Source organism: Pseudoalteromonas shioyasakiensis (genome assembly GCF_022398475.1).
In the GTDB taxonomy this organism is placed as follows: domain Bacteria; phylum Pseudomonadota; class Gammaproteobacteria; order Enterobacterales; family Alteromonadaceae; genus Pseudoalteromonas.
The window spans coordinates 1-20,428 of record NZ_JAKEVM010000016.1; the positions used below are offsets into that span (position 1 = coordinate 1).

At 36.3% G+C, this 20,428-nt stretch carries 14 protein-coding genes; 7 read left to right on the plus strand and 7 right to left on the minus strand.

Annotated elements, in window-relative coordinates:
• Nucleotides 1-103: 103 nt before the first annotated feature.
• The 6 genes from L1D51_RS05035 to L1D51_RS05060 form a co-directional block, all read right to left on the minus strand.
• Entirely contained in the window at nucleotides 104-5,695 is a 5,592-nt protein-coding gene (locus L1D51_RS05035) for a hypothetical protein (RefSeq protein ID WP_239962969.1), read from the minus strand.
• A gap of 901 nt (nucleotides 5,696-6,596) precedes the next feature.
• Nucleotides 6,597-7,247 carry a hypothetical protein gene (locus L1D51_RS05040; protein WP_239962971.1) on the minus strand — a complete coding sequence of 217 codons (651 nt, stop codon included), beginning with the start codon at nucleotides 7,245-7,247 and terminating at the stop codon, nucleotides 6,597-6,599.
• 425 nt (nucleotides 7,248-7,672) lie between these two features.
• Nucleotides 7,673-8,389 (minus strand): hypothetical protein, encoded by a 717-nt coding sequence (locus L1D51_RS05045; protein WP_239962973.1) that lies wholly within the window; start codon nucleotides 8,387-8,389, stop codon nucleotides 7,673-7,675.
• Between the two features lie 587 nt (nucleotides 8,390-8,976).
• Nucleotides 8,977-9,252, minus strand: a complete 276-nt coding sequence (locus L1D51_RS05050; protein ID WP_239962975.1) for a hypothetical protein — start codon at nucleotides 9,250-9,252, stop codon at nucleotides 8,977-8,979.
• A gap of 650 nt (nucleotides 9,253-9,902) precedes the next feature.
• Entirely contained in the window at nucleotides 9,903-10,424 is a 522-nt protein-coding gene (locus tag L1D51_RS05055; protein WP_239962977.1) for a hypothetical protein, read from the minus strand.
• Nucleotides 10,425-10,683: 259 nt separating this feature from the next.
• On the minus strand, nucleotides 10,684-12,585 hold the full coding sequence (locus tag L1D51_RS05060; protein WP_239962980.1) for a DEAD/DEAH box helicase: 1,902 nt from the start codon (nucleotides 12,583-12,585) through the stop codon (nucleotides 10,684-10,686).
• A 132-nt stretch (nucleotides 12,586-12,717) separates the two neighbouring features.
• Here L1D51_RS05060 and L1D51_RS05065 point away from each other — a divergent pair, with 132 nt between their 5' ends.
• Nucleotides 12,718-13,392 carry a hypothetical protein gene (locus L1D51_RS05065; protein ID WP_239962981.1) on the plus strand — a complete coding sequence of 225 codons (675 nt, stop codon included), beginning with the start codon at nucleotides 12,718-12,720 and terminating at the stop codon, nucleotides 13,390-13,392.
• A 23-nt stretch (nucleotides 13,393-13,415) separates the two neighbouring features.
• A complete protein-coding gene (locus L1D51_RS05070; protein ID WP_239962982.1) occupies nucleotides 13,416-14,171 on the plus strand; it encodes a hypothetical protein in 756 nt (251 codons plus the stop codon).
• Between the two features lie 70 nt (nucleotides 14,172-14,241).
• Here L1D51_RS05070 and L1D51_RS05075 read toward each other — a convergent pair whose 3' ends face one another.
• Complete coding sequence (locus L1D51_RS05075) at nucleotides 14,242-15,375, minus strand: replication protein A (protein ID WP_118845530.1); 1,134 nt, start codon at nucleotides 15,373-15,375, stop codon at nucleotides 14,242-14,244.
• 1,314 nt (nucleotides 15,376-16,689) lie between these two features.
• Between L1D51_RS05075 and L1D51_RS05080 the strand changes: the two genes are divergently transcribed.
• The 5 genes from L1D51_RS05080 (at nucleotide 16,690) to L1D51_RS05100 (ending at nucleotide 20,365) form a co-directional block, all read left to right on the plus strand.
• Complete coding sequence (locus L1D51_RS05080; RefSeq protein WP_239962983.1) at nucleotides 16,690-17,805, plus strand: DNA polymerase III subunit beta family protein; 1,116 nt, start codon at nucleotides 16,690-16,692, stop codon at nucleotides 17,803-17,805.
• A gap of 93 nt (nucleotides 17,806-17,898) precedes the next feature.
• Nucleotides 17,899-19,287: a ParB/RepB/Spo0J family partition protein gene (locus tag L1D51_RS05085; protein WP_239962984.1), complete on the plus strand. Its 1,389-nt coding sequence runs from the start codon at nucleotides 17,899-17,901 to the stop codon at nucleotides 19,285-19,287.
• 4 nt (nucleotides 19,288-19,291) lie between these two features.
• Nucleotides 19,292-19,567, plus strand: a complete 276-nt coding sequence (locus L1D51_RS05090; protein ID WP_239962985.1) for a hypothetical protein — start codon at nucleotides 19,292-19,294, stop codon at nucleotides 19,565-19,567.
• Nucleotides 19,568-19,655: 88 nt separating this feature from the next.
• Nucleotides 19,656-20,126, plus strand: a complete 471-nt coding sequence (locus L1D51_RS05095; protein ID WP_239962986.1) for a hypothetical protein — start codon at nucleotides 19,656-19,658, stop codon at nucleotides 20,124-20,126.
• Nucleotides 20,127-20,137: 11 nt separating this feature from the next.
• Nucleotides 20,138-20,365, plus strand: a complete 228-nt coding sequence (locus tag L1D51_RS05100) for a PRTRC system protein C (RefSeq protein ID WP_239962987.1) — start codon at nucleotides 20,138-20,140, stop codon at nucleotides 20,363-20,365.
• Nucleotides 20,366-20,428: the final 63 nt, after the last annotated feature.

The following is a 20,428-nucleotide window of genomic DNA, read 5'->3' on the forward strand; positions in this document are numbered from 1 at the left end:
TAATTATTGTTTACTTCTTTTTAGCATTGGTTTAGTACAATTAGAAACTAACAATCATGTTATGAATATGGCAGTCAAAATAGCTGCCATATTCACATATCATTTAATGAATTGTCTGAGTGATATCTATGTATTCAAAACTATCGTCATAACATCTACCTACAACATAATTTGTACCTTTTAGCTTATCCTTGCTGAATTGGATAATATTATGAGAATGCGTTAGTAACTCACCATTTAACTGCCATGTAGTCGCAGCAATTCGACCATCCGAGTCATTACAGTTGAGATGTAATTCAAACACTTGATCTGTTTCATGCATATTAATACTACCGGTTGGTTTCTGATTTGGTATCACGCTTACTTCAAATGACTGCGAACCTGTCTGACCAAACTCAGTTTCAACATCAACGCGGATAGTATGATTACCAACTGATAAATCTCCAATACTTTCTCTATAACGCTTGCTTTCCATGACAAGCGCGCCATCCAAGTACCATTTATACACTGAAACTCTATCATCTGGATGTGAAAGCCATACACGAGATCTAAGTGATACATCTAATGGATATCTCAGGTATTCATTACTGAATGTACGCACAATCTCAATTTCTAATGGTGTTGGAGGTAAAACTTCTACAATTTGGCTTACTTCTTTGCTTTGTCCCCTGCTGTTAGTAACCCTAAATGTGAGATTTTTCATTCCTTCTTGGGAAAACTGCAGAGTAAACTTGCCGTCATCTTGATTTAACACTTTAACTCCGGGTGTTTTTAGTAGCTCATATGTATACTCGACGCCAGGAGCAAAATGACGCTCTAAGCCTACCCATGCAATATGTTTAGAAGGCATATAATTTACTGTAGCTGGCATGTTTAGTTCAATTTCAGGAAACTCGTATGTCCAGCTTTTCACACGAACTCTAGTCTCGTTGATTGTCTCTTGCTTTGACCCCTCTACCCAAGCTTGGTAGGTCAGAATAAAGTTTCTTCCTTCAAGAAGATTTTCACTAAATGTCAGGTCAAATTCACTATCATTTATTACTTTCCCATCCGGTAACACCCATTGGTTTTGAGTCCTACCATTAATAGACTCAGTTCTTGTGAAAGAGCTTCCTTTAATGTGGTGTGTAGAGCCGACTTCGACTAGATCAGGGACATCTAAATCAAAATAGAATCGTGGCGCTCTTAAGAAGTAGTATCGCGCCCTAGCTTCGACAAAAGCTTCATCACCCAAACTACTGTCACTTGCTATCCCGTTATATTTCATTCGGGCATTGATATCTCTTCCTGTAAAGTCATCTTTATAGAATGAGATTTCTGCTGGACCTGAGAACCAAGACTTACGATTATCAGTTGACCACTCGATAACACCATCCCCATTTTGAACGAGGTTATCTCCGTCATACAAAACGAACTTTGCAGCTTCATTAAATAGAACTTCATTAGTTTGTTGAATTAATAGTTCAGGTTTTTCATAAGCAACAACTTTTAGAGTGCCGCTAGTTGACCATTCGCCTGTAAACTTATTTTCAACTTTAACTCTCAAGTATTCAATTTCTTCGTTTTCATATCGCTTACGCCAACGTAAAGTATCTTTATGTTCTGTAGACTCCCTCCAATCTGAACCGTTACTTGAAACTTCCCACACAACTTTGCCAAGTGATCCAACATCTGCTCGGTCTTCAGGTGAGTAAATTGCTGAAGCTCTCAATGGTATCCGGCCCTTAATTAAGCCATCCTTTAGCTCCCCTTCAATTTTAGTGCCTTTGTACACAATAAAGTATGCACGAGCAGACTGAATATAGTACTCATAATCAGGTATAGGTGTTTTTGCTTTTGCTACTGCAACATAAATTCCACTTTCTTCGCCAATAACTTCCATTGGCATTTTTATGAAGGCTTCTCCTTTCGCATCTATTGTGACAGTTTCTGTTAATGGTTCAGGTATATTTCTTCTGTCATACTTACCTATGTAAACTTCCCATTCACCCATTGAGCTTTTGTCATAAACCCATCCATCGATTCGATTGTAATTCCCAAGGTTGATTTTAGCCGTTACTTCATCGGTAGATAGGATCTGATCATCTTGAAAATCTAGATTAACGCCAAGTGTGCTATCAGGAACGACTAAAGCTTTAATGCTTTGGGATGCATTTATTTCTGGCATTCTATGGTACTTAACGTTGTAATCTATAGGGAATACTTCCCATAGATTGCGTTCAACTTCAAAAGGCATATCGAACCTACCAGATGTTCTAAATATTTCACCTGTTCTTGTAGAAGGGTTTTTCGGAAATGTTTGGCTAACCCCTTTGGTGTCGAATGTCATATCTAATGAACCAGGGCTCGATACAGTACCCATTCTGACAATTTCACCACCCGAATATTCAACTGGATAAAAACCGTTTATAAGTTCTCGCCTTGAGCTAGCTTCAACTGAAATCCCTGTTGGTTCCTGAGAAGAAATCAGTGTCTTTTCATTAGGTATGATCAGCGTTTCACCAAACTCATTAATTATTTCGATATCGCTTTCAATTTCTACAAGCGCTTTGTCTAAATAACCAACAGCCGATGGTGTTCTACCTCGCAATGATATTTCAAAGCCTTCTGGTAAATTAACCCAATTGAATATGCAACTTTTAACACCTTTGCGCGCATATTTAACCGCGAGGTCTCTTTCACTAAAGAACCAGCACTCTTCGCCGCTCACTTGTTCAGAATCTAAATAAACCAATTCAATTAGTCTGAACGGTAGATAGTCGTTTTCACGATGCTTTATATCAAACGACATAGGAGCAAAGACAACATTTAGATCATAATTAAATTTATCACCTGAAGAGTTTTTAACTACAACACTAATTTCTGCATTATCTTTTGGTGATAACTGCTGAGTTAAGCCATTAATAGTGACAATACCGTCACCAACAGAATTTAAACTTAATGGCACGCCATTTGATTGTACACTCTCAATAGTGACACCATTTACGTAGCCATTAAACCCTGCTACTAACAGTTCACTATCAAAGTAAAACTCATCATTTTCCTCCATACTTTGGCTGTTTCTGAAAATAGAAATTGATGGCTGCTTACGAGATAAGAATGCAGCGTTTTTAAATTCTTTTTTATCTGATTTTGAATATAAGTACTTTGAAGTAACCGTAATATCGTAGTGTCCATCTGGTACACTCTGTACATCAGCTGTATAAATAAACTTGTTATTAATAACTTCAGGCCCGGTTAGATTTTTTACTATTACAGTTTCACCTTCAGTAATATTATCGTTTTTAAAAAGAGTAGTACCGTCAAATTCAAGCTCCTTAAGAACTTCGTGCGAACCACTAACCTTAAACTCAAGCTCAATCGATTTAGGAAGCCACCATGTACCTGATATAGCTGGAGACGGTTTATCAAATACAACTCTCGCTGTTTCGTTCTCAACATCTATAGAAGCGCCTAACAAGCCAAAGCTCAATGGCAAACCACTAGCCCTTGCATTAACTTTTACTTGCTCTACCCTAGAGTATGCATATTCCCAACTTACAATGGCCTGTGAGTTTATTTCTTTATCAGTAAAGTACTTATTAATTGAATTTACCTTAAACTGGTGAGAAACAATACCATCCTCATAGCCAATGTAATTTTTATTTCCAAGGAAATAAGGAGTGATATTTATTGTGCAGGATGTACTTCCATCATTTATTAAACAACTCCCCAAATTATCGACAATCACCTGTTGTGAATAATTGACTGGCTTTGTAGTGATTGAAATGGCTTTAACCTGAGCGTTTGGATCGTGATTGACATCGCTATTATTGTCGATCCATTTATTCCCTACATAAATAGAATATTTTGTTAGTTCAGGCGCAATTGGGGCCTCGACGTTAAAAGATGTAGTTCCAGACTTGATTAGTGTTTTCTCTTTCTCCGCGCCAAAATAGGCAAACACTTTATACCCAACAGGCACAACTCCGCTCATTCTCAATCGACCTTTCAGAGAAAAGTTATCTCTATCAAGCTCATCCATACCAACCCATTCAAAATAACACTTTCCAGATACATTATTGTTGGTACCAATTGCAACCGCTTCATTAGTCACAATGTCACAGAAACCTGAAAACTTAGTTTGGACTGCTTCAAAACTAGACTCTTTTACGTGAGATACTAATCGACCACCTAAATTGTTAATCTTAAACTCGATTTCATCTTGAACTTTATTTAGTGTGATTGTTCTGGAATATAAATGTCCCAGAGTATCCTTGACCGTAACTTTTATTGTATTTAAGCCATTTTTGAAAATAACAGTGTCAGGTATTGTGGCCACACCAATTTTTGGCTTGTTAAAAGCAACGTTAGAAGAATTAACTTGAATCGATACCAGGTCAACGTCATCTGTAAATGAATTGAAAGTTGAAATTACCAGCTCTTGATTGTATGCAAAGTTACTGCTGTTATTTTGCTTAACACCTGATTTGAAAATATCAATTTTTGGGGCAGTTTTGTTAATTCTTAACCCATTAAAATTTTGGTTAGAAGGGATGCCACTTGAATTTGTGAAAGCCACAGAAGCACCATAATAACCATCTTCAATTTGCGTCGTATCGAACGTGTAAACATATGCACCATTTACACTTTCTCTCTTAGTGCTCGTAATAGTCTTATTTGCTGTAACTAGTGAGCCATCTTTTGTATATAGAACATTCCCGCTATAGGTGATGCCACTTGAAATGGTTGGCTGACTATTTCGGCTGAATTTTACATTTAACTCAGATGGGGCCCACCAATCGCCAACAATCTCGCTGGAAGGCTTATTTAAAACGAGTTTAGCTGTGTTATTCGAAACTTGAATTGATTTGCTATTAACGTTTATTGTCTTTGTAGTCGCATAACTAGCAGGCATTGAATTAACCTCAAAAAGGTCAATTTTTGTTGGTTGGTAATTCCAAGGAACAGTTAAAGCATGTTTGGTGTTACTAACTCCCCAATAACTATTACTCGAATCAACTGACACTTGATAGCTTAAAGAGCCCACTTTATTTGAAATAGCATCGCCAAGCTTTAGTCCTGAAAATGAAATATCGCATGAAGTAGCACCGCTTACTACTGTACAGCTACCAAGCGATGGTATAGAAACCTTCTGACTGTAATCCCTTGCGTCAACATTAACTCTAACTGCAGAAAACTTGTTTGCGGGGTTGTAATTGGTATGGCTACCTACGCTTTTCCATGAGTTTCCAAGCTTAACTGAGTATCCTTGGACAGTAGGCTTAACAGGAGCTTCAAAATTAAAACTAAAGTTTTTTGTATCAACTAACTTTTTTGCTTTTGCCGACCCTGAATAATAATAAATTGAGTAGCCAATACTATTCGGACCTGAATTAGAGGCAATGCCTTCAACTTTAAATCCATCAATTGAATAACCGGCTGTGTTATTCCATTCAAATAAACAATATCCAGCGTTTAAGGTTCCCCCTTGTAATACTAAATTGTTATCTGTAGTGACAGTACAGTAATCGTCTATAACAGTTTGGCGAGCCTCAAGCTTGAAGTTTCTTACGTTTGAAATAAGTGTGCCTGATTTGTTCTCGATGACAAATTCTGGTTTGTAGACATTCATCGTTCCTTTGATAGTTGTGATAGCAATAGCGCTAAATGAAAACATCAAAGTAGTTAAAGCCGCTGCCTTTAAATGACTCATTATTAGACCTTGTTGGAATTACTCAAAGTTAACTTACCAACTTAGCCAATCAATAAAGCCTGAAAAAAAATTGAAATAGAAGAAAAATTCGTTTTATTAATTTTGGAAGGGAATGATTAAAGAAATTTCCAACCAACCCTAGTCAAACTGCACTATCACATTTAACTTTGTCATTAAAAGCAACAAAGAAAATAGCATACATCGATATGCATAAAGTTGTTTCTGAATAGATTGCAACAGTCTTCCATATGGGAATTTTGCCATGACTGGATACAAGCTTAACCAAAACACAGTGTAAATTGATAAAGTAAACATAGCTGGTTTAATGATCTTCTGTGGAAGAAGATGTTTAAACTTAACTAAGAAGATTACCAAGAAAATGTAAATGAAGCATTAAACATTGCCAGTAGCCCTCTAAAGTTCCAAGTGGAAATCCCGAGCCACCAGCCAAGTAACAACCAAGAGTAAATTATAGAAAAAACACAAAAAGTTATTTTGAAACTAACTTTCAATTTAAGTAAGTAGAAAAGGCCGAACAGCATAAAAAACTTTTCTAGAAAGTTAAGAAATGTGAAGTACAAAAGTGTGTTCCATACATCTCCACTATTGTATAAAAAGAATAATCCCACCTTAGTCGAGTATGAAATAACTATGGCCAAAAAGAAGCAAATAGCTGAAAGGCTTTTATTGAATATGATTGATTTATAAAACTGAACACTAAAGGCTAGCAAAACTGGTGCACTTATCACGTAAGCTGAATAAGTCTTAACTTTATCTGTCAGATTTGATTTTTAGAGTTTAATCAAATCCGACAGTAAAGAGCTGTTTTGTGCCAACAGCGGAAGTTTCACGCCTAAAGCAACGAAGCATTTATGTGTCCGCTGATTTTATTTGTTTAGCGCTAATCTACTGATAATTGGGAGTGACCACCCACCACATTTAAATTTCCGTTTATTACTCTCCATGCACTGGGAACAAAAGAGGGGTCACTAGCAACATCCGACTCTAAACGAAACTCTGTTTTACCATTGGCAACTACAGAAATATATTCAGCGGGAAGCTTTGTAAACATATGCTCGTTACTATGACCGTGAACAAGAGTTAAGCCTAGCCCGTATTGTGCAAGAGCATCTAGTAGTTCTTGTTTGTTTTCAATCTCACTGACTGTTCCATGGTAGTCTAATTCTGGAGCGTCAAATGGATTGGAAGTACTGCTGTTAGTATGAGTGCAATGCCTACATTGCCCAGTATGCCCAGTACAATGACGACATTTATCAGTCCCGTTATGTTTGCAGCTTGAATCCTTACCGTCAGTTTTTCCAAACCAACCAACAGGAAGAGCATCGTCACCTGCTTCATCTTGGCTAATAGAAATAACTAAGTCTCGTTCAATTTGAGAATACCCTTCAAGCATCATTTTGATGGTTCCTTGATCTTCAAATACAGGAATTTGAATACCAAAATCTGAACCATCTAATTGATTGATTAATTCGTTTAGTTCACCTGAATTAACTTTGTTGATTATTTCTTGAACCTTATTATCTATTTGCATTTGTCATTCCCTCGTTTACATTGTGAAGTTGGTTATTTTTACAACCTAATAATCTTATAGTGTAAGATTCGCGTATTTTTCTGCTTACAAGGCTCTCACTTTATGGCTCCTACAATTAGTGCCAAGAGCGGTCATTCAATTAATTCATCTAGATTTAGAAAGCAGTCAATAAGTGGCACTAAAAGCAGCACTGCTAATCATTTGCAGCCTTTTCTTGTTAGCTGTTACTTGCAAGAACTAGGTTATCTATATGTACAAATATCCTCCCAATTCCGTCACTAATGGGAGTTGCAAGCGTAACTTCGACCATATCATCAACTATATTAAGGTTTGTCGCTAAAACTAAGGTGTCTGCTACCATTATGTATGCGGACTTGTCATCTAGGCTATTTACTGCATTTCTGAATGTGCTCATCTTACTCTCCTTAATTATTACACCTTCCAAGTGAGGCTTTACATACTTTCACTTTCTTCGTGTCTCCTGCCGCTGACGTCATGCAAGAATCATAGGTACTTAGGCATGAATCTGCTTTAGCTTGTTGAAAAGCATCAGCAACATTGGCAAGAGCTTTTTTATCCAATTTGACTGCTGCCTTAACAGCTTCAGCTTTCGCTTTTTCAGCTTCTGCCTTAGTTTTGTCTGTAGTGATCATCGCCGTAATCTGGTCGATGATCTTATCTTGACCACTTTTATATGCTGCATCGTCTATCCAGCCATTAGCTCTAGCTTTACAATTACTCGATATAAACTCTCTAGCCAATAACACAATTTGTGTTCGCCCTGCCAACTCAAGAGCAGTTGTTGAAGCATCTGAGTTGCCTTTTAAGCCTAATGAATTAGACACGCTTCCCGAAGTGCTATCATCACCAAGAGTTGCCGATGTATCCACTGATTGTTTGTTTGAAGCATCCAAAGCCAATTTTAATGCGTTAGACATTGCAACATCAGGTACAGGCTCAGAACACACTATATAATCAGCATCTTTTTTTCGAATATCGATGGTTCGAAGGTTTGCTGCTATAGAGTACAAATCTCCTTTTCCCCCAATTGCATCTGAAGATATATGTTGTGGTTTTTGAGGGGATAATACTGAACAGCCTGATAAAGTTATAATGCCAAGTAACATGACTAATTTCTTCATTTAACTTTTCCTTAAGTGAAATGCTCTGATGCAATGAACAGCCCTAACTAAGCTCTTATCACATTGCGTTAAATCGTTTGTCCGTTTCTACAACTAACGCTTATTATATAAGCAGCGCAACAATGTCGGACTAGACAGTCAATTCAAAGCTAGCATAAATATCTGTTAATTCAAGTTGCCCAAAAATTGAGCAGCAAAAGTAAATCTGCCCAGATAGATTAAGTAGAGTTTTAAAAAAAATTTTTACTTTCGAGTTATCACTTAGCGCTGAGTCGGCTTTAAGAAGGCATGTTTTAAAGAATAAACATGGTGAACATCTCAATATCGCTCATAGCTGCCTGTCAGATGAAGTCCAAACTTATCCATCGAAACTGTAAGATCACGTAAGCTAATTGATTAACCATTCATACGCCTTTCTGATTAGTTTATAAAGGGTAAGTGTAGTTGATAAATTAGGTACTGTACTTTTATAGCATATGTATTTTGTTCACCTAATAGTTTGAATAAATAAAGCTCATCTTAATAAATACTTTATAACTTATATATCAGATGGTTACGAAAAGGAAATGACCTACTCTATGACAATATTAATTTTTTGCCTTAATCAACAAAGTCAAAACTTGTGAAACTAATTGCGAGAAATAATCTTCGCTATACTCTAACACTTTCTCCAACTCGGCTTTGTTTTTAGAAGGCTCTAAACCGATAACAAAGCTTTCAAACTCTTGGCGGTTATCTAGTATCGAAATCAAATTGTCGATTGTTAAATTAGGCTTTGAACCCTCTAGCAAAGCAATAAGCTTAAGTGAAAATTTACTAAATGGGCTTTCATCACAATATTGCTTAATTTTTTCTGCAATCATACCTACCTCAATATTTAAAAAACCAAATTACTTATAAAGCACTAGACGGCGCTAGTAATGAAATCTCTTTGTTAAACGATTGAAATCGCTCGTTACACAAAGCCAGTACAAGCTTATTTTTATTCTTTTTTGTTAACGATCTATTTTTTAGATTCGCGATGAATTTCACTCAAAATGGCAAAAACTAAAATCACAAAACACCAAACAGGTAGCCAAATAAAGGTGGCTAGATTGCTTTGGAAGGTTGTAATGTTTTTTACACCCCAATAGCTATTGCAATATATGGCCATTAAAATAATGTACGTTAGGATGCTGATAGCGAGTACGATGTACCAGGTTATAGTATTGAGCTCACTTCTAGCGCTTATTAATATTATTAAGGAGCTTGTTAACACGAAGATGTTTGTGTACAAAATCACTAAAAATATATTAAGGAATTCGATGTCGAGTGTGAAAAAAGCATCGATGCTGCCTAAGTTCTCAACAATGAGCGAATGAACGTACAATATAAAAACTAAGAACGCTGTCAAGGCTGCTGCTGTAACAAGACTGGTCGTTATATATTTGCATCGCTTTAATTCTTCTGATTTCACATTACTCATACAATCACCTTACTGATTTAATATTGTCTTGATTAAACCGACTTAACCTCAATCTAATTGATAAGAGCGCAGGTTTTCTGCTTCACTATTAGATTTTGTTACCTTTGAATTCGTGGCTAGTAATTCTGTTGGCGCATTTTTAATAGCAAGCGATGCACACATTTTCTCTTGCTCTAAACCATATTCGCTTTTTTGTGTTAATCCCGATTCTATTAGAGCTTGCTCACCTTGGATGCTTACTTTTATTTCAGGGCAATCAACATATCTCAGGCTTGGGCCGCATGACCACTTTGCATAGTCATCTGATCTGCTGCTATTACTTGATGTAATAGAATAACTAAACTCATGAGCAGTATAGCTTTTACAATCAATATCAAAAAAACCTGCCCTTTTTAATTTCACTGAACCAATTTCACTAAGCTTCTCTTTCTCAACCGGGGTTAAGCTCATTTCAATATCCGGTATAGAGCCTCGGTAGTTAGACACCCACACTAAAATACCCGCAACTAAAAGCGTAACTAATAGTAAAGTGAGTAATGTGATCAGCTTACGTTCTGAATTTAATTCCACAACAAACTCCAGGTTTGAAATTTTTAGACAACTTAATTAGCTCCTACAGTTATTTCTGTATCCAACCTATGAATACCAGCAAAGTAAATTTGTCCTCTGCTAACCGTTTAAAGATAAGATCGAGATTTGTTAGTAATATATCAGTATGTATTTATCGTGCTCCGCGAGTTTTATTTACTATTTTTAGTTTTTTTTTGCGATACCGTGAGATATTTATGCTTCACAAAGAGAGCAAAACAATGAAATTGAATGTTAAGAGCTAATTTGTAGTTTCTAGTGTCGATAGAATTTCTTCCACATCAGAAACTTCAACTTTTTCCCCAATTAATATGGATTTAGTAGAGCCGCTTTGAGATAAGTCGCTTGCTTTAACAATATCGCCAAATCCTCTTAAGATCATATCTTGTTCGGCCAATTCATAACCATCGTCGAACTTAGTTAAGAGAAGTAAGCGTTGTAATGATTTTTCACCAATCTCAGTTGGGCAATATAAATCTAGCTGTCCTTTTCCACCATGACGCACTAAACGTCCCCGTATTTGATGGCACGTTATTGTTCCGAACCTTTCAGCATGGTAGATGATCGTTTTTGTTAACCGAGGGATAGTCAAGCCAATTTCAACCATTGTTGTAGAGATTAGTATGCTAGCCTTGCCCGACTTAATATCTGCAATTGATTTTCTGTTGTGGTCTGGACTGCAACCAGAATGAATATACCTAACTTTATTTCGGGCAAACTTGTTCCACTTCGTGAATACCTCTTCTACAGATGCGAAATTCTCAGAATTAACCTTGGTGGGACATACAACGAGTACTTTGTTACCAAGCTCAACTTGATTAAGGCATTCTTTCATTAGTGCATGGCTTTCACTTTTAAGTCTTAATTTAGTGGTTATCTCTTTCTTAGCATGACATTTGGTAAGTCTGAATATGTGCTTTGATTTACCATACGAAATCAAAGCCTGGGTTCTAGGTATTGGAGTAGCTGTTGCTTCCAAAAAGTGTGTATTTTCAGAAAGTAGTAATTCTCTTTGCTCAAGTCCAAACCGATGCTGTTCATCAACCACAACTAAATCCAGTACACCAACCCTTCGATGTAACAGAGCGCTTGTACCGATTAAAAAATTCGTTTCCTCTAAGTTTGTTTGTTCTGTTTCTAATGTAACTAAGACTGGCTTTAACGAACCAAAATATGAATTTAGCTCTTCATGAATTTGCTCTGCAAGGGTTTGGCTAGGTAACATAATCGCTGCTCGCCCACCAGCGGAGACCACTGAAGCTGCGCAAATTCCGTAGACAACTGTTTTTCCAGTTCCTACATCACCAATTAGAGCCCCATCGACTTTGGTACCTTCCTTAAATTTATTGGTTATTGATTCAACAATTTGTGTTTGTTCTGTAGTTAATTCAAAAGGAATTTTTTCCTTTAGCACGTTGATAGGTAGACCGTGTAAAGAGTTTACAAGTTTATTTGGCTCTCTTGGATTTAAGGCATTCATTTCACGGATACAATATAAGGCGGCAATTCTTTTTATGACACCCCTAGCTTCTTCCCATGACTCTACCGAACTAGGATTGTGCAATTCGGTTAGAACATCTTTTAAAGTCATTTTCTTAGTCTTTAAAACTTGTCTAATGTTTGGTACCCATTTTATAACTTCCCTTAGATGTTTTTCTGCTTGATTAAGTGTGTTGGGTAACTGTTTTCTAATAACCTCTCTTACCTGCTCTTTAGACAGGTAACCGCGCTTAGATTTGTAAATTGGTACGAATTTCCCAATGTCAGCACTGGATATTAATTTTGCTGCGCGTAAGTTTAGGTAAGCCCCATTAGCAAATGAAACTCCTTTGAAGTAATAGGTTGAACCAACTTCAGCCAGACTTTCTTCAATAAGCTTTGTATCACCGAAAAGCTTTATTGAAAGTAAGTAACCTAAATCGTCAAACAGCTCAATTGTTAAAACCCCTTTCCCTCTAACCCAATTGAAAGATGGTGCTGATACTAATTTTCCAGCTATTACTACTTTATGGCCGCTTAATTGATATACCTTAGAAAATTCAGTGACAATGTTTGTGTAATCTTCAATTTCAACTGGGCAAATTAATGGCACCTGCCAAGCATGTTTAATACCAAAGCTCTCTAATGATTTCAGCTCCATCATTTTCCCCGTCGTTGAATCGTTCCTTTATATTCCCTCATATTGAAAAATGTGCAACTTGGAGGTTTTTAACTCTAAAAATGCGCGATATCTATGTTTTGAAATAATGAGGTAAATTAATTACTGGATTTGTTTATGAATAATCATCCTCAATATCAACCACAATATCAGCCTCAAAAAAGTGCGAATGAGTATTTTGATTCTAGTCAGATGCATAACACTGGTGCTGAATGTCAAAACCTATACGTGAATGAAAACTATACTCCTAGTCATATGCATAACAATAATGCTCAGTCTCCAGTGAAACAGAGTCAAGAGGGTCAAACACAAAGCAGTGATTTCAACCCTGATTATGCTCCCGGTGGTAGGTATTACTCAATTAAAGTTCATGCAAGCAAGGCTGCTGTCGAATTCAAAGCAGATATAACAAGTAAAGGGGTTATTACTATTCGAATTGAGGCCGCTTCTGGAGCAAATAAAAGTTATGACTGGAAAAACAAGATTTCCATTCAGCTTACTCAGCTAGGTTTGATTGAATTTCTATGCGCATTTTTATTCATTAAGGAAAATATTGAGTTAAAGCATTACGGAGCTAAGAATGACAAATCATTAAAGGTTCAATACCAAGAAGGGAAATTGTTTGTGCAAGTGTCACAAAAAGGTAAAAAGCTTTGTGGAGTACCTACTCCTATCAATGAAGCAGTACGTATAGGTCAATTTGCACTGGACTCTTATTTGAAAAACTTCGACAACATTAGTGCTGAATTTGCTGTGCAGAATTTTAACCGAGCAGCTAGTTTGGGTCTTTGAGCGCTTGAAAATGGAGGTTGAAGATGATTTTACAAAATGACGATGCTCTAGAAATACCTCATGGTAATTCATCTGTTTGGCGGTATATGAGTACTTGGAAATTTGAACAGTTACTCATAAATTCCACTTTGTTTTTTCCAAACGCTAATGCACTCTCAGATCAATATGAAGTATCTATACCTGAAAGTGTTAAAAACAAAAAAAGAGATGACCTAATTAATGACGGTATTACAGGGAACAATCTTAAAGGTGAATTGGAAGCTTTTTTTTGGAACACCAATCCTAAGAAAAATTGTGTTTTTATCAACTGCTGGTCATTAACTCCACATAAGTCATACGCTTTATGGAAGATTTATCTTTCAGGTGAGGCGAATGGGGTTGCCGTTAAAACGTCAGTGAGCAAACTTAAACGCTCAGTGATCAACGGGCAAGACAGTAACCCAGAGCCATTTTATATGGGGAAAGTTAAATATAAAAAACACCTTTGCGATGATAGCCTATCAAGGCTATCACTAATAACAACGAAAAAACCATTTTATGATTTTGAAAAAGAGCTAAGGCTTTTCATATTGAATGATTCACCACCTGAGAAGAGCTTGGATCAAACTGTTAATTTCATTCAAGGTAAGAGTGTGAAGATTGATGTTAATGAGCTTATTCAAGAAGTGTACATTTCGCCATTTGCTTCGCAAGGTTACATAGATGAGGTAAAACAATTGCTTAAAAAGTATGGTTATTCAAAAGCTTTGATTAAAGAATCCGAAATACTTGATATGTAAAATTAGCTTTAATCCACTGCACTGTTCAACTTTAACAGTGCAGCCCCCATAACCAATATAGTACTGCCCCTTACTGCTCGATTAAAAGAGTTTCAACAACTTCTTCTGTCGTATTGCTTTTAATTTTTATTTTTTTAGCGTGTTTATTAAGTGACACGATTTCATCACAGAACCCTTCTGTTGGGTATAGAGTGTACTTGTAGTCTATAACTTTATCTTCATCGTCCTTTACAGCAGCGATATCATACTTCTCTAAAATGCCAGCATTAATAAGATCTTTCATAGTTGAAGTCATATTTCTGCGAATAGCAATTAAGCGATTTTCAGTAATGTCTTCTGACTCAATAGAGCCAAACTTAATCATTATTCTTACAAGCATGAAGTGATACGTCTTTTCGGGGCTGGCGTATCTAAACAATGTATAAAGTCTTGTTGTAAGCCAACTAGATAAGGTTCTCTTAAATTGTTGCGCCTGGTTAAAGTAATATCCTTTATAAGATACAGTTTCAATTTGCTGAGCCATATACTCATTAAGAAATACAATGCATCTCTGAGTGCTTGGCCCTTTTTTACCAGAAAAATGAATTGACCCCAGATAAGGCATTTTTGCTTCATTTGTTTCTACTTCACCATTTGAGTTGGTGCTGTAGTTAAAAGACAGTTGACTCCCAGACAGGATTAGTAGCGCTTCCTTTAAATCAGGATAAGATAATGATTGATTAACTGACTTAAGCTCTGCATTTAGTTCATTCATTTTAAAATGAATTGCGTAACGAGTGCCGCTTGCGTTATTAATCTTAGAAATATTGCCTTTTGTTGCAAGTGAAATAAGTGCCCTTTCTACCTTTTCTTCGCGGTCAGATGGCCAAGCAACATAGTCTGTTTCTTTACCTTTGATTACAGCTGGTGAGATTTGCAATTCACCAGTGTATTCAACACCATCCAACTTATCAGAAATAGAGCGAGAATTAACGAGCCTTTCTGGTGCTTGTCTAATTGGGTATATGGTAGTTTTAACTCTTACAAAACGAGACCATAAATCGTATAAAGGAAAGGTATTTGATAATGAATTAGATTTCAAACCTTCAAAATGCACATCAGTAAAGAGTTTCAGCTGCTCAACCTCAGCGGCTTCCTGAACTACTAGCCCTTTGGTGCTGATAGTCTCTGGCAAATTATTTATTGTAAGTTTGTTTTTGCTCATACCGATATTCCCGCATACTTGAATTTCAAATATATCAAATCGCTATATAAATAACACAGCAAAATGCACCATTATTAAAAAACTCTTTATAATCATAGCGATAATAGAGTGCAACTGCGATCTGACTACCTAATAAACCTATTAAAAATAACGTGTAATTGCGATCTGGTAGTTTGAGTAACAGTTTGAATAACGTGTAACTGCGATCTGAGTTCAAAACCTATCTATTTGATTAACGTGTAAATGCGATCTGAGGTGAAGATTTAGTTCAAAAATAACGTGTAAATACGATCTGGGATGAAAATTGAGGCCAAAAAATAACGTGTAAATGCGATCTGGGATGAAATTTGAGGCCATAGAATAACGTGTAAATGCGATCTGGGATGAAATTTGAAGTCATAAAATAACGTGTAAATGCGATCTGACACAAAAATTTAGCTCATAAAATAAAGTGTAAATGCGATCTGAGAAGCTACATAACTACTGAATAACGTGTAATTAGGGTCTGAGATTTATTTTCAGTTTATTATTTCATCAACTTACTTCTGTGTACCCGATGTGAACTTAAAACTATTGGTCAAAAATAAATCGGAAGAATTTGCTCAAAAAAGGACAGAGAAATTACAAAATAAAGTGTAAAACCGATCTGAAAAATAAAACGCATATATTTCAGTGTTTTACAGAATGGTACCACACACAAACAAAGGTAACGGGCGAAAAAAAACTTTTTTCAAATGAAAATTCACTAAATTTCTGTAGTATGGATTCAGCAGGGCTGTGAATAACCCACTAAAAAAAGGTGTAATTGCGATCTGAGAAGCGTGCAATTGCGATCTGGTACAGTAATTTGGCCTATTTTCAATCATTTCGAATAAAAATCAAACTGTGGTTGTGAATAAAATAAAGTGTAAATGCGATCTTGAGCAATGTCGTTGTGGATATTTTACAGGCAACCCTTTATAACCTGTTGATAATAATATCAATATGAGTACCAATAACGTGTAGCTGCGATCTAAGTAAGGTGTAATTGCGATCTAAATAACGTGTAATTGCGATCTCATTTATTTTTTATTAGCTATAAAAATCAATAAGTTAACAACACAATCCACAGCGCTAACCTAAAGATCTAACCTATATATTTAACCATCATTATCCTTAATATTTATTCTTAGCTCTCAACAAATCAAATTTAAAATGATATTTGGTATTTAAAAAGAGCTAAGCTCAATACCTTTAGCTAATAAGTTCTTTGCAAAATGCACGATGTAATTTAGCTGTCATTCTGTTGTAAAATAAACAATAGAAGGCATATTCATGAATTTTTCAATCTCACTCTCTACCGCAAAACATCTGTTTGTAGATGCTTGTGGTGTAGCAAATGGCTCAAAGTGCAATATATCTGCGCTGGATTATATTCACTTCTCATTACTTGGTGGCATAGCAGAAGTTCTAGGAACTGACACTCAATCGATTGTTAGGCAATCTTCACCAATTGATGCGTTTGAAGATTATGAGATTTGTATCGAAGCTAAAAAACTTAATACTGTTATAAGTAGCTTTACCGATGAAAGTAAGTCACTAAAATTTCAATTCGATGAAGATAAAGTAATTGTTAAACATGGTCGTTCTAGAGCTTCAATAGCTACAATGCCATGCGATAGCTACCCTATTCCCAAAATTGTAATTCCTAATGGCTTTCAATTTTCTTGTGATGCAGAATCATTTAAGTCTGCTATTTCTGGTATTTTTTATGCCAAGGCGAATAACGATGTAAGGCCGTTCCTAAATCATATTAACTTTTCTATAAATTCTCATCAGATGAAGCTATACACTAGTGATGGTCATAGATTGGCTACGGATATTGTTCAGTTAGAAAATTCTGTAGATGATTTGAAAGGTATCTTGCCATTTAAGCTTGCTGAAATGCTTCTCCAAGCACAGCCTGATGGTACTTTGGGCTTTTTCTTTGATGATAGCCACTTCTATTGCTCAACTGGAGGAACAGTATATGGCTCAAAGTTCGTTGCCACTGAGTTTACAGACGTAAGTGAGATTTTAAATACTGAGTTATTTCAATCCATTAAAATTGCTAAAAGTGAGTTGCTGGACTCTGTAAAACGAATTAAGGGCTTTGTTCAAAGTGCAAAAATTGCAAAGTTAACAATCTCATTAAAAGGGCAGGAGTTATTACTAAATGCAAATGCCGATAAAGGAAATGAAATTGACGATGTAGTAAATACTGAATTATTACAAGCAAATGTATCCGATGGTTATGAGCCTGTATTTACCTTAAACCCAAATTACCTGTTCGATGCTGTTAAAAGCATAAAATCAAACTCTGTTTGTATATCTTTCACTTCAAAAGCTCTCCTCAAAATCACTAACCCTGATAACGCCAACATCAACAGTGTGATCATGTCTATGCGCTAGTTTATCTAGCGCTATTTTTATCGTAAAAAATGCGCGTTTTGAACACCTTGATACCTTATTTCCAGTCAAGAGAAACAAATTAGGAAATCAGTTATGAATAATCAAAACAATGTAGAAGTACAAGTGCTAAAAACAGTTCAGTTAGTACCATTTGCATTAGGAAACTCACGTGAAAAAACTAATCGTGAGGCGCGTAAAAATTTAACCGAATCTATCAAGGAGGCTGGAGGGGTATTACAGCCAATTCTTGTTCGTCCAACAGCAAACGAGTCTAAGTTTGAAGTGGTAGCAGGTTTTGGTCGCTGGGAGGCGTGTATAGAGCTTGGTTTCGACGATATACCAGCACTTATAAAGCCAATGACTGACAATGAAGCGTATGAAGCTCAGTTAATTGAAAACCTAGTGCGAGATGATTTAACCATTGTTGATGAATCAAAGGCAGCGCAAAAATTTATTACGATGTATCAAGGTGATTATTCAGCCGCAGCCGAGCGATTAGGTTGGACTCAAAAAAAATTAAATGACCGTGTTCAGTTATTGCGTTGTTGTGATGATGTATTAAACGCATTAAACGAAAATAAAATTAAGATTGGTCACGCAACCATTTTATCGAGCTTTTCAGAGAAGTTACAAATCGGCACATTAGGTAACATCATCAATGAAAATTGGAGCGTTGAGTATCTAAAGCAACGTGCTGGAAAGGCTAAGAAGTATTTACATACAGCAAAATTTGACACCAAAGACTGTGCAGCCTGTCCTCATAACACTTCACACCAGATTGGTATGTTTGACTTTAACGTTAGTGATAAAGCAGCGTGTGCAAAGCTATCATGCTGGAATGTTAAAACCGATGAGTGGCTGAAAGAGCAAAAGAAGTTAGCGGAAGAAAAATACGGCACAGTAATATTATTAGTTGAATGTTCAAGCGCTGACAGGAATACAGTTTCTAGTGCCAGTATTGGTGAATCACAATACAACGAAGGTTGTGCATCTTGTGAATCGAATGTAGTGATTATGGATGATCGTTCTGGTCGTGAAGGTCAAACATTAGAGTCGCAATGTATTGACAAGGTTTGCTTTGCAAAATGTGTGAAAGCATTTAATGAACCAGATAATACTCAAGAAATTGAAGCTGAAACCAAAGCTAACTCTATAGAACCCTCGACTTCAAAAAGTGCGAGTATATCAACCAAAAAACCTCAACCAGTGGTACAAAAAACACCTAGTGCTGTTCTTGAGCTTGAAAAGAAGTTAATTCATCAAGAAGCTGAAAAAATATTTGCGAATGAAGCTTGGTACGTAAATGGTGTTGTGCTTGCCTCAATGGCTATTACGACAGGTTATAAGCCAGCATTTTTCAAAAAATCAGATAGTTTTAATGAAAACGTTTTGGCATGTAAACCAATTTCAAATGAGCAAATTCAAGAAGCTATAAATCAAGCCGTAACAGCGAGTGTTTCAACAACAAGCCTTAATGATTAGCGCTATGGCAACACTTGATAACGCAAAAGACATTATAACCGCAGCGTGGAATCCCTCTGAGGAAGTATTAAAAAACTATACAGGTGCGGGTATTAAAGGTCTGTGTGTTAGTGCTGGTTTTGATAAGGCATTTAATGATTGTGAAGCTAACAAATCAGCCAAGCATTCATTTTCTAAAATTGCTGCTAAATCAAAAGGTGACTTTATTAAAGCTATTCTCGCTTTTAATTTTGATTGGTCTTCTTTTGCGCCTGACACAATTTTCAAGCACTTAAAATAATTTCTCTCCCTTTGGGGTTTCTTAGGATGAAGTTGCCTTTTTTTTTCCCATGTTCTAATTAATTTACTTTTAAAAACGAGATATAAATATGATTCAGTCTATTGCAAACCTAATGAAGCAAGCAGGTGCAAAACAAGTACAGCTTTCAATAAAATTAACTGATAACGGCGCTCAAGTGGTATTGAACACTCAGTTATACCCATCTAACTCTCCTGAGCTTGAAGGTGCGATTGAAAAATTAAATGAGCGTGATAAGTCGGCGCAACTTAGGTTACGAACAGCGCTTTCTAAGCCACTTATTGCCAAAGGTGATATTGGCGAGCTAGATGTTAACTTCGCTGACTCCATTACTCAGTACACAGATTCGTTTGTAAGCGCTGCTGCAAGCTATAACTCACTTGTTGATGTCAAATCATCATTAGATGCTGCAACGTCCTCTGTCGGCGCTTCTGAGGGCTCTGTAACGAAAAAAAATGAACCAACTGTTGATGCAGAGCCAAACATCACAGTTGATGAAGGTTTTTCAGATTTTGATGATGAGCAAGCTGATTCGCTATAAGGGGTGTGACAATGCAATTTGAAAGTTTAGAGAATTTAGAGCGTAAATTTATTTTAGGTTCAATTGAGTTAGCAGATCCGATTCCTAGTGGTTCACTTGATGAAGTTGTTGAATTATTTTCTACGCAGTACCCGATGGTACGCTTTACACGTATTTATGAAAGTGACGGTATATTGTCTAGTTGTGGTCGGTATATGGAATACACAATCCAAATTCCGCCTGTAAAAACAAATGGATGATTTATGGTAAGCAATTTCGATAAGCGCCTTTTGGCGCTAGATGCGCAAATAGAAAAGATAAAC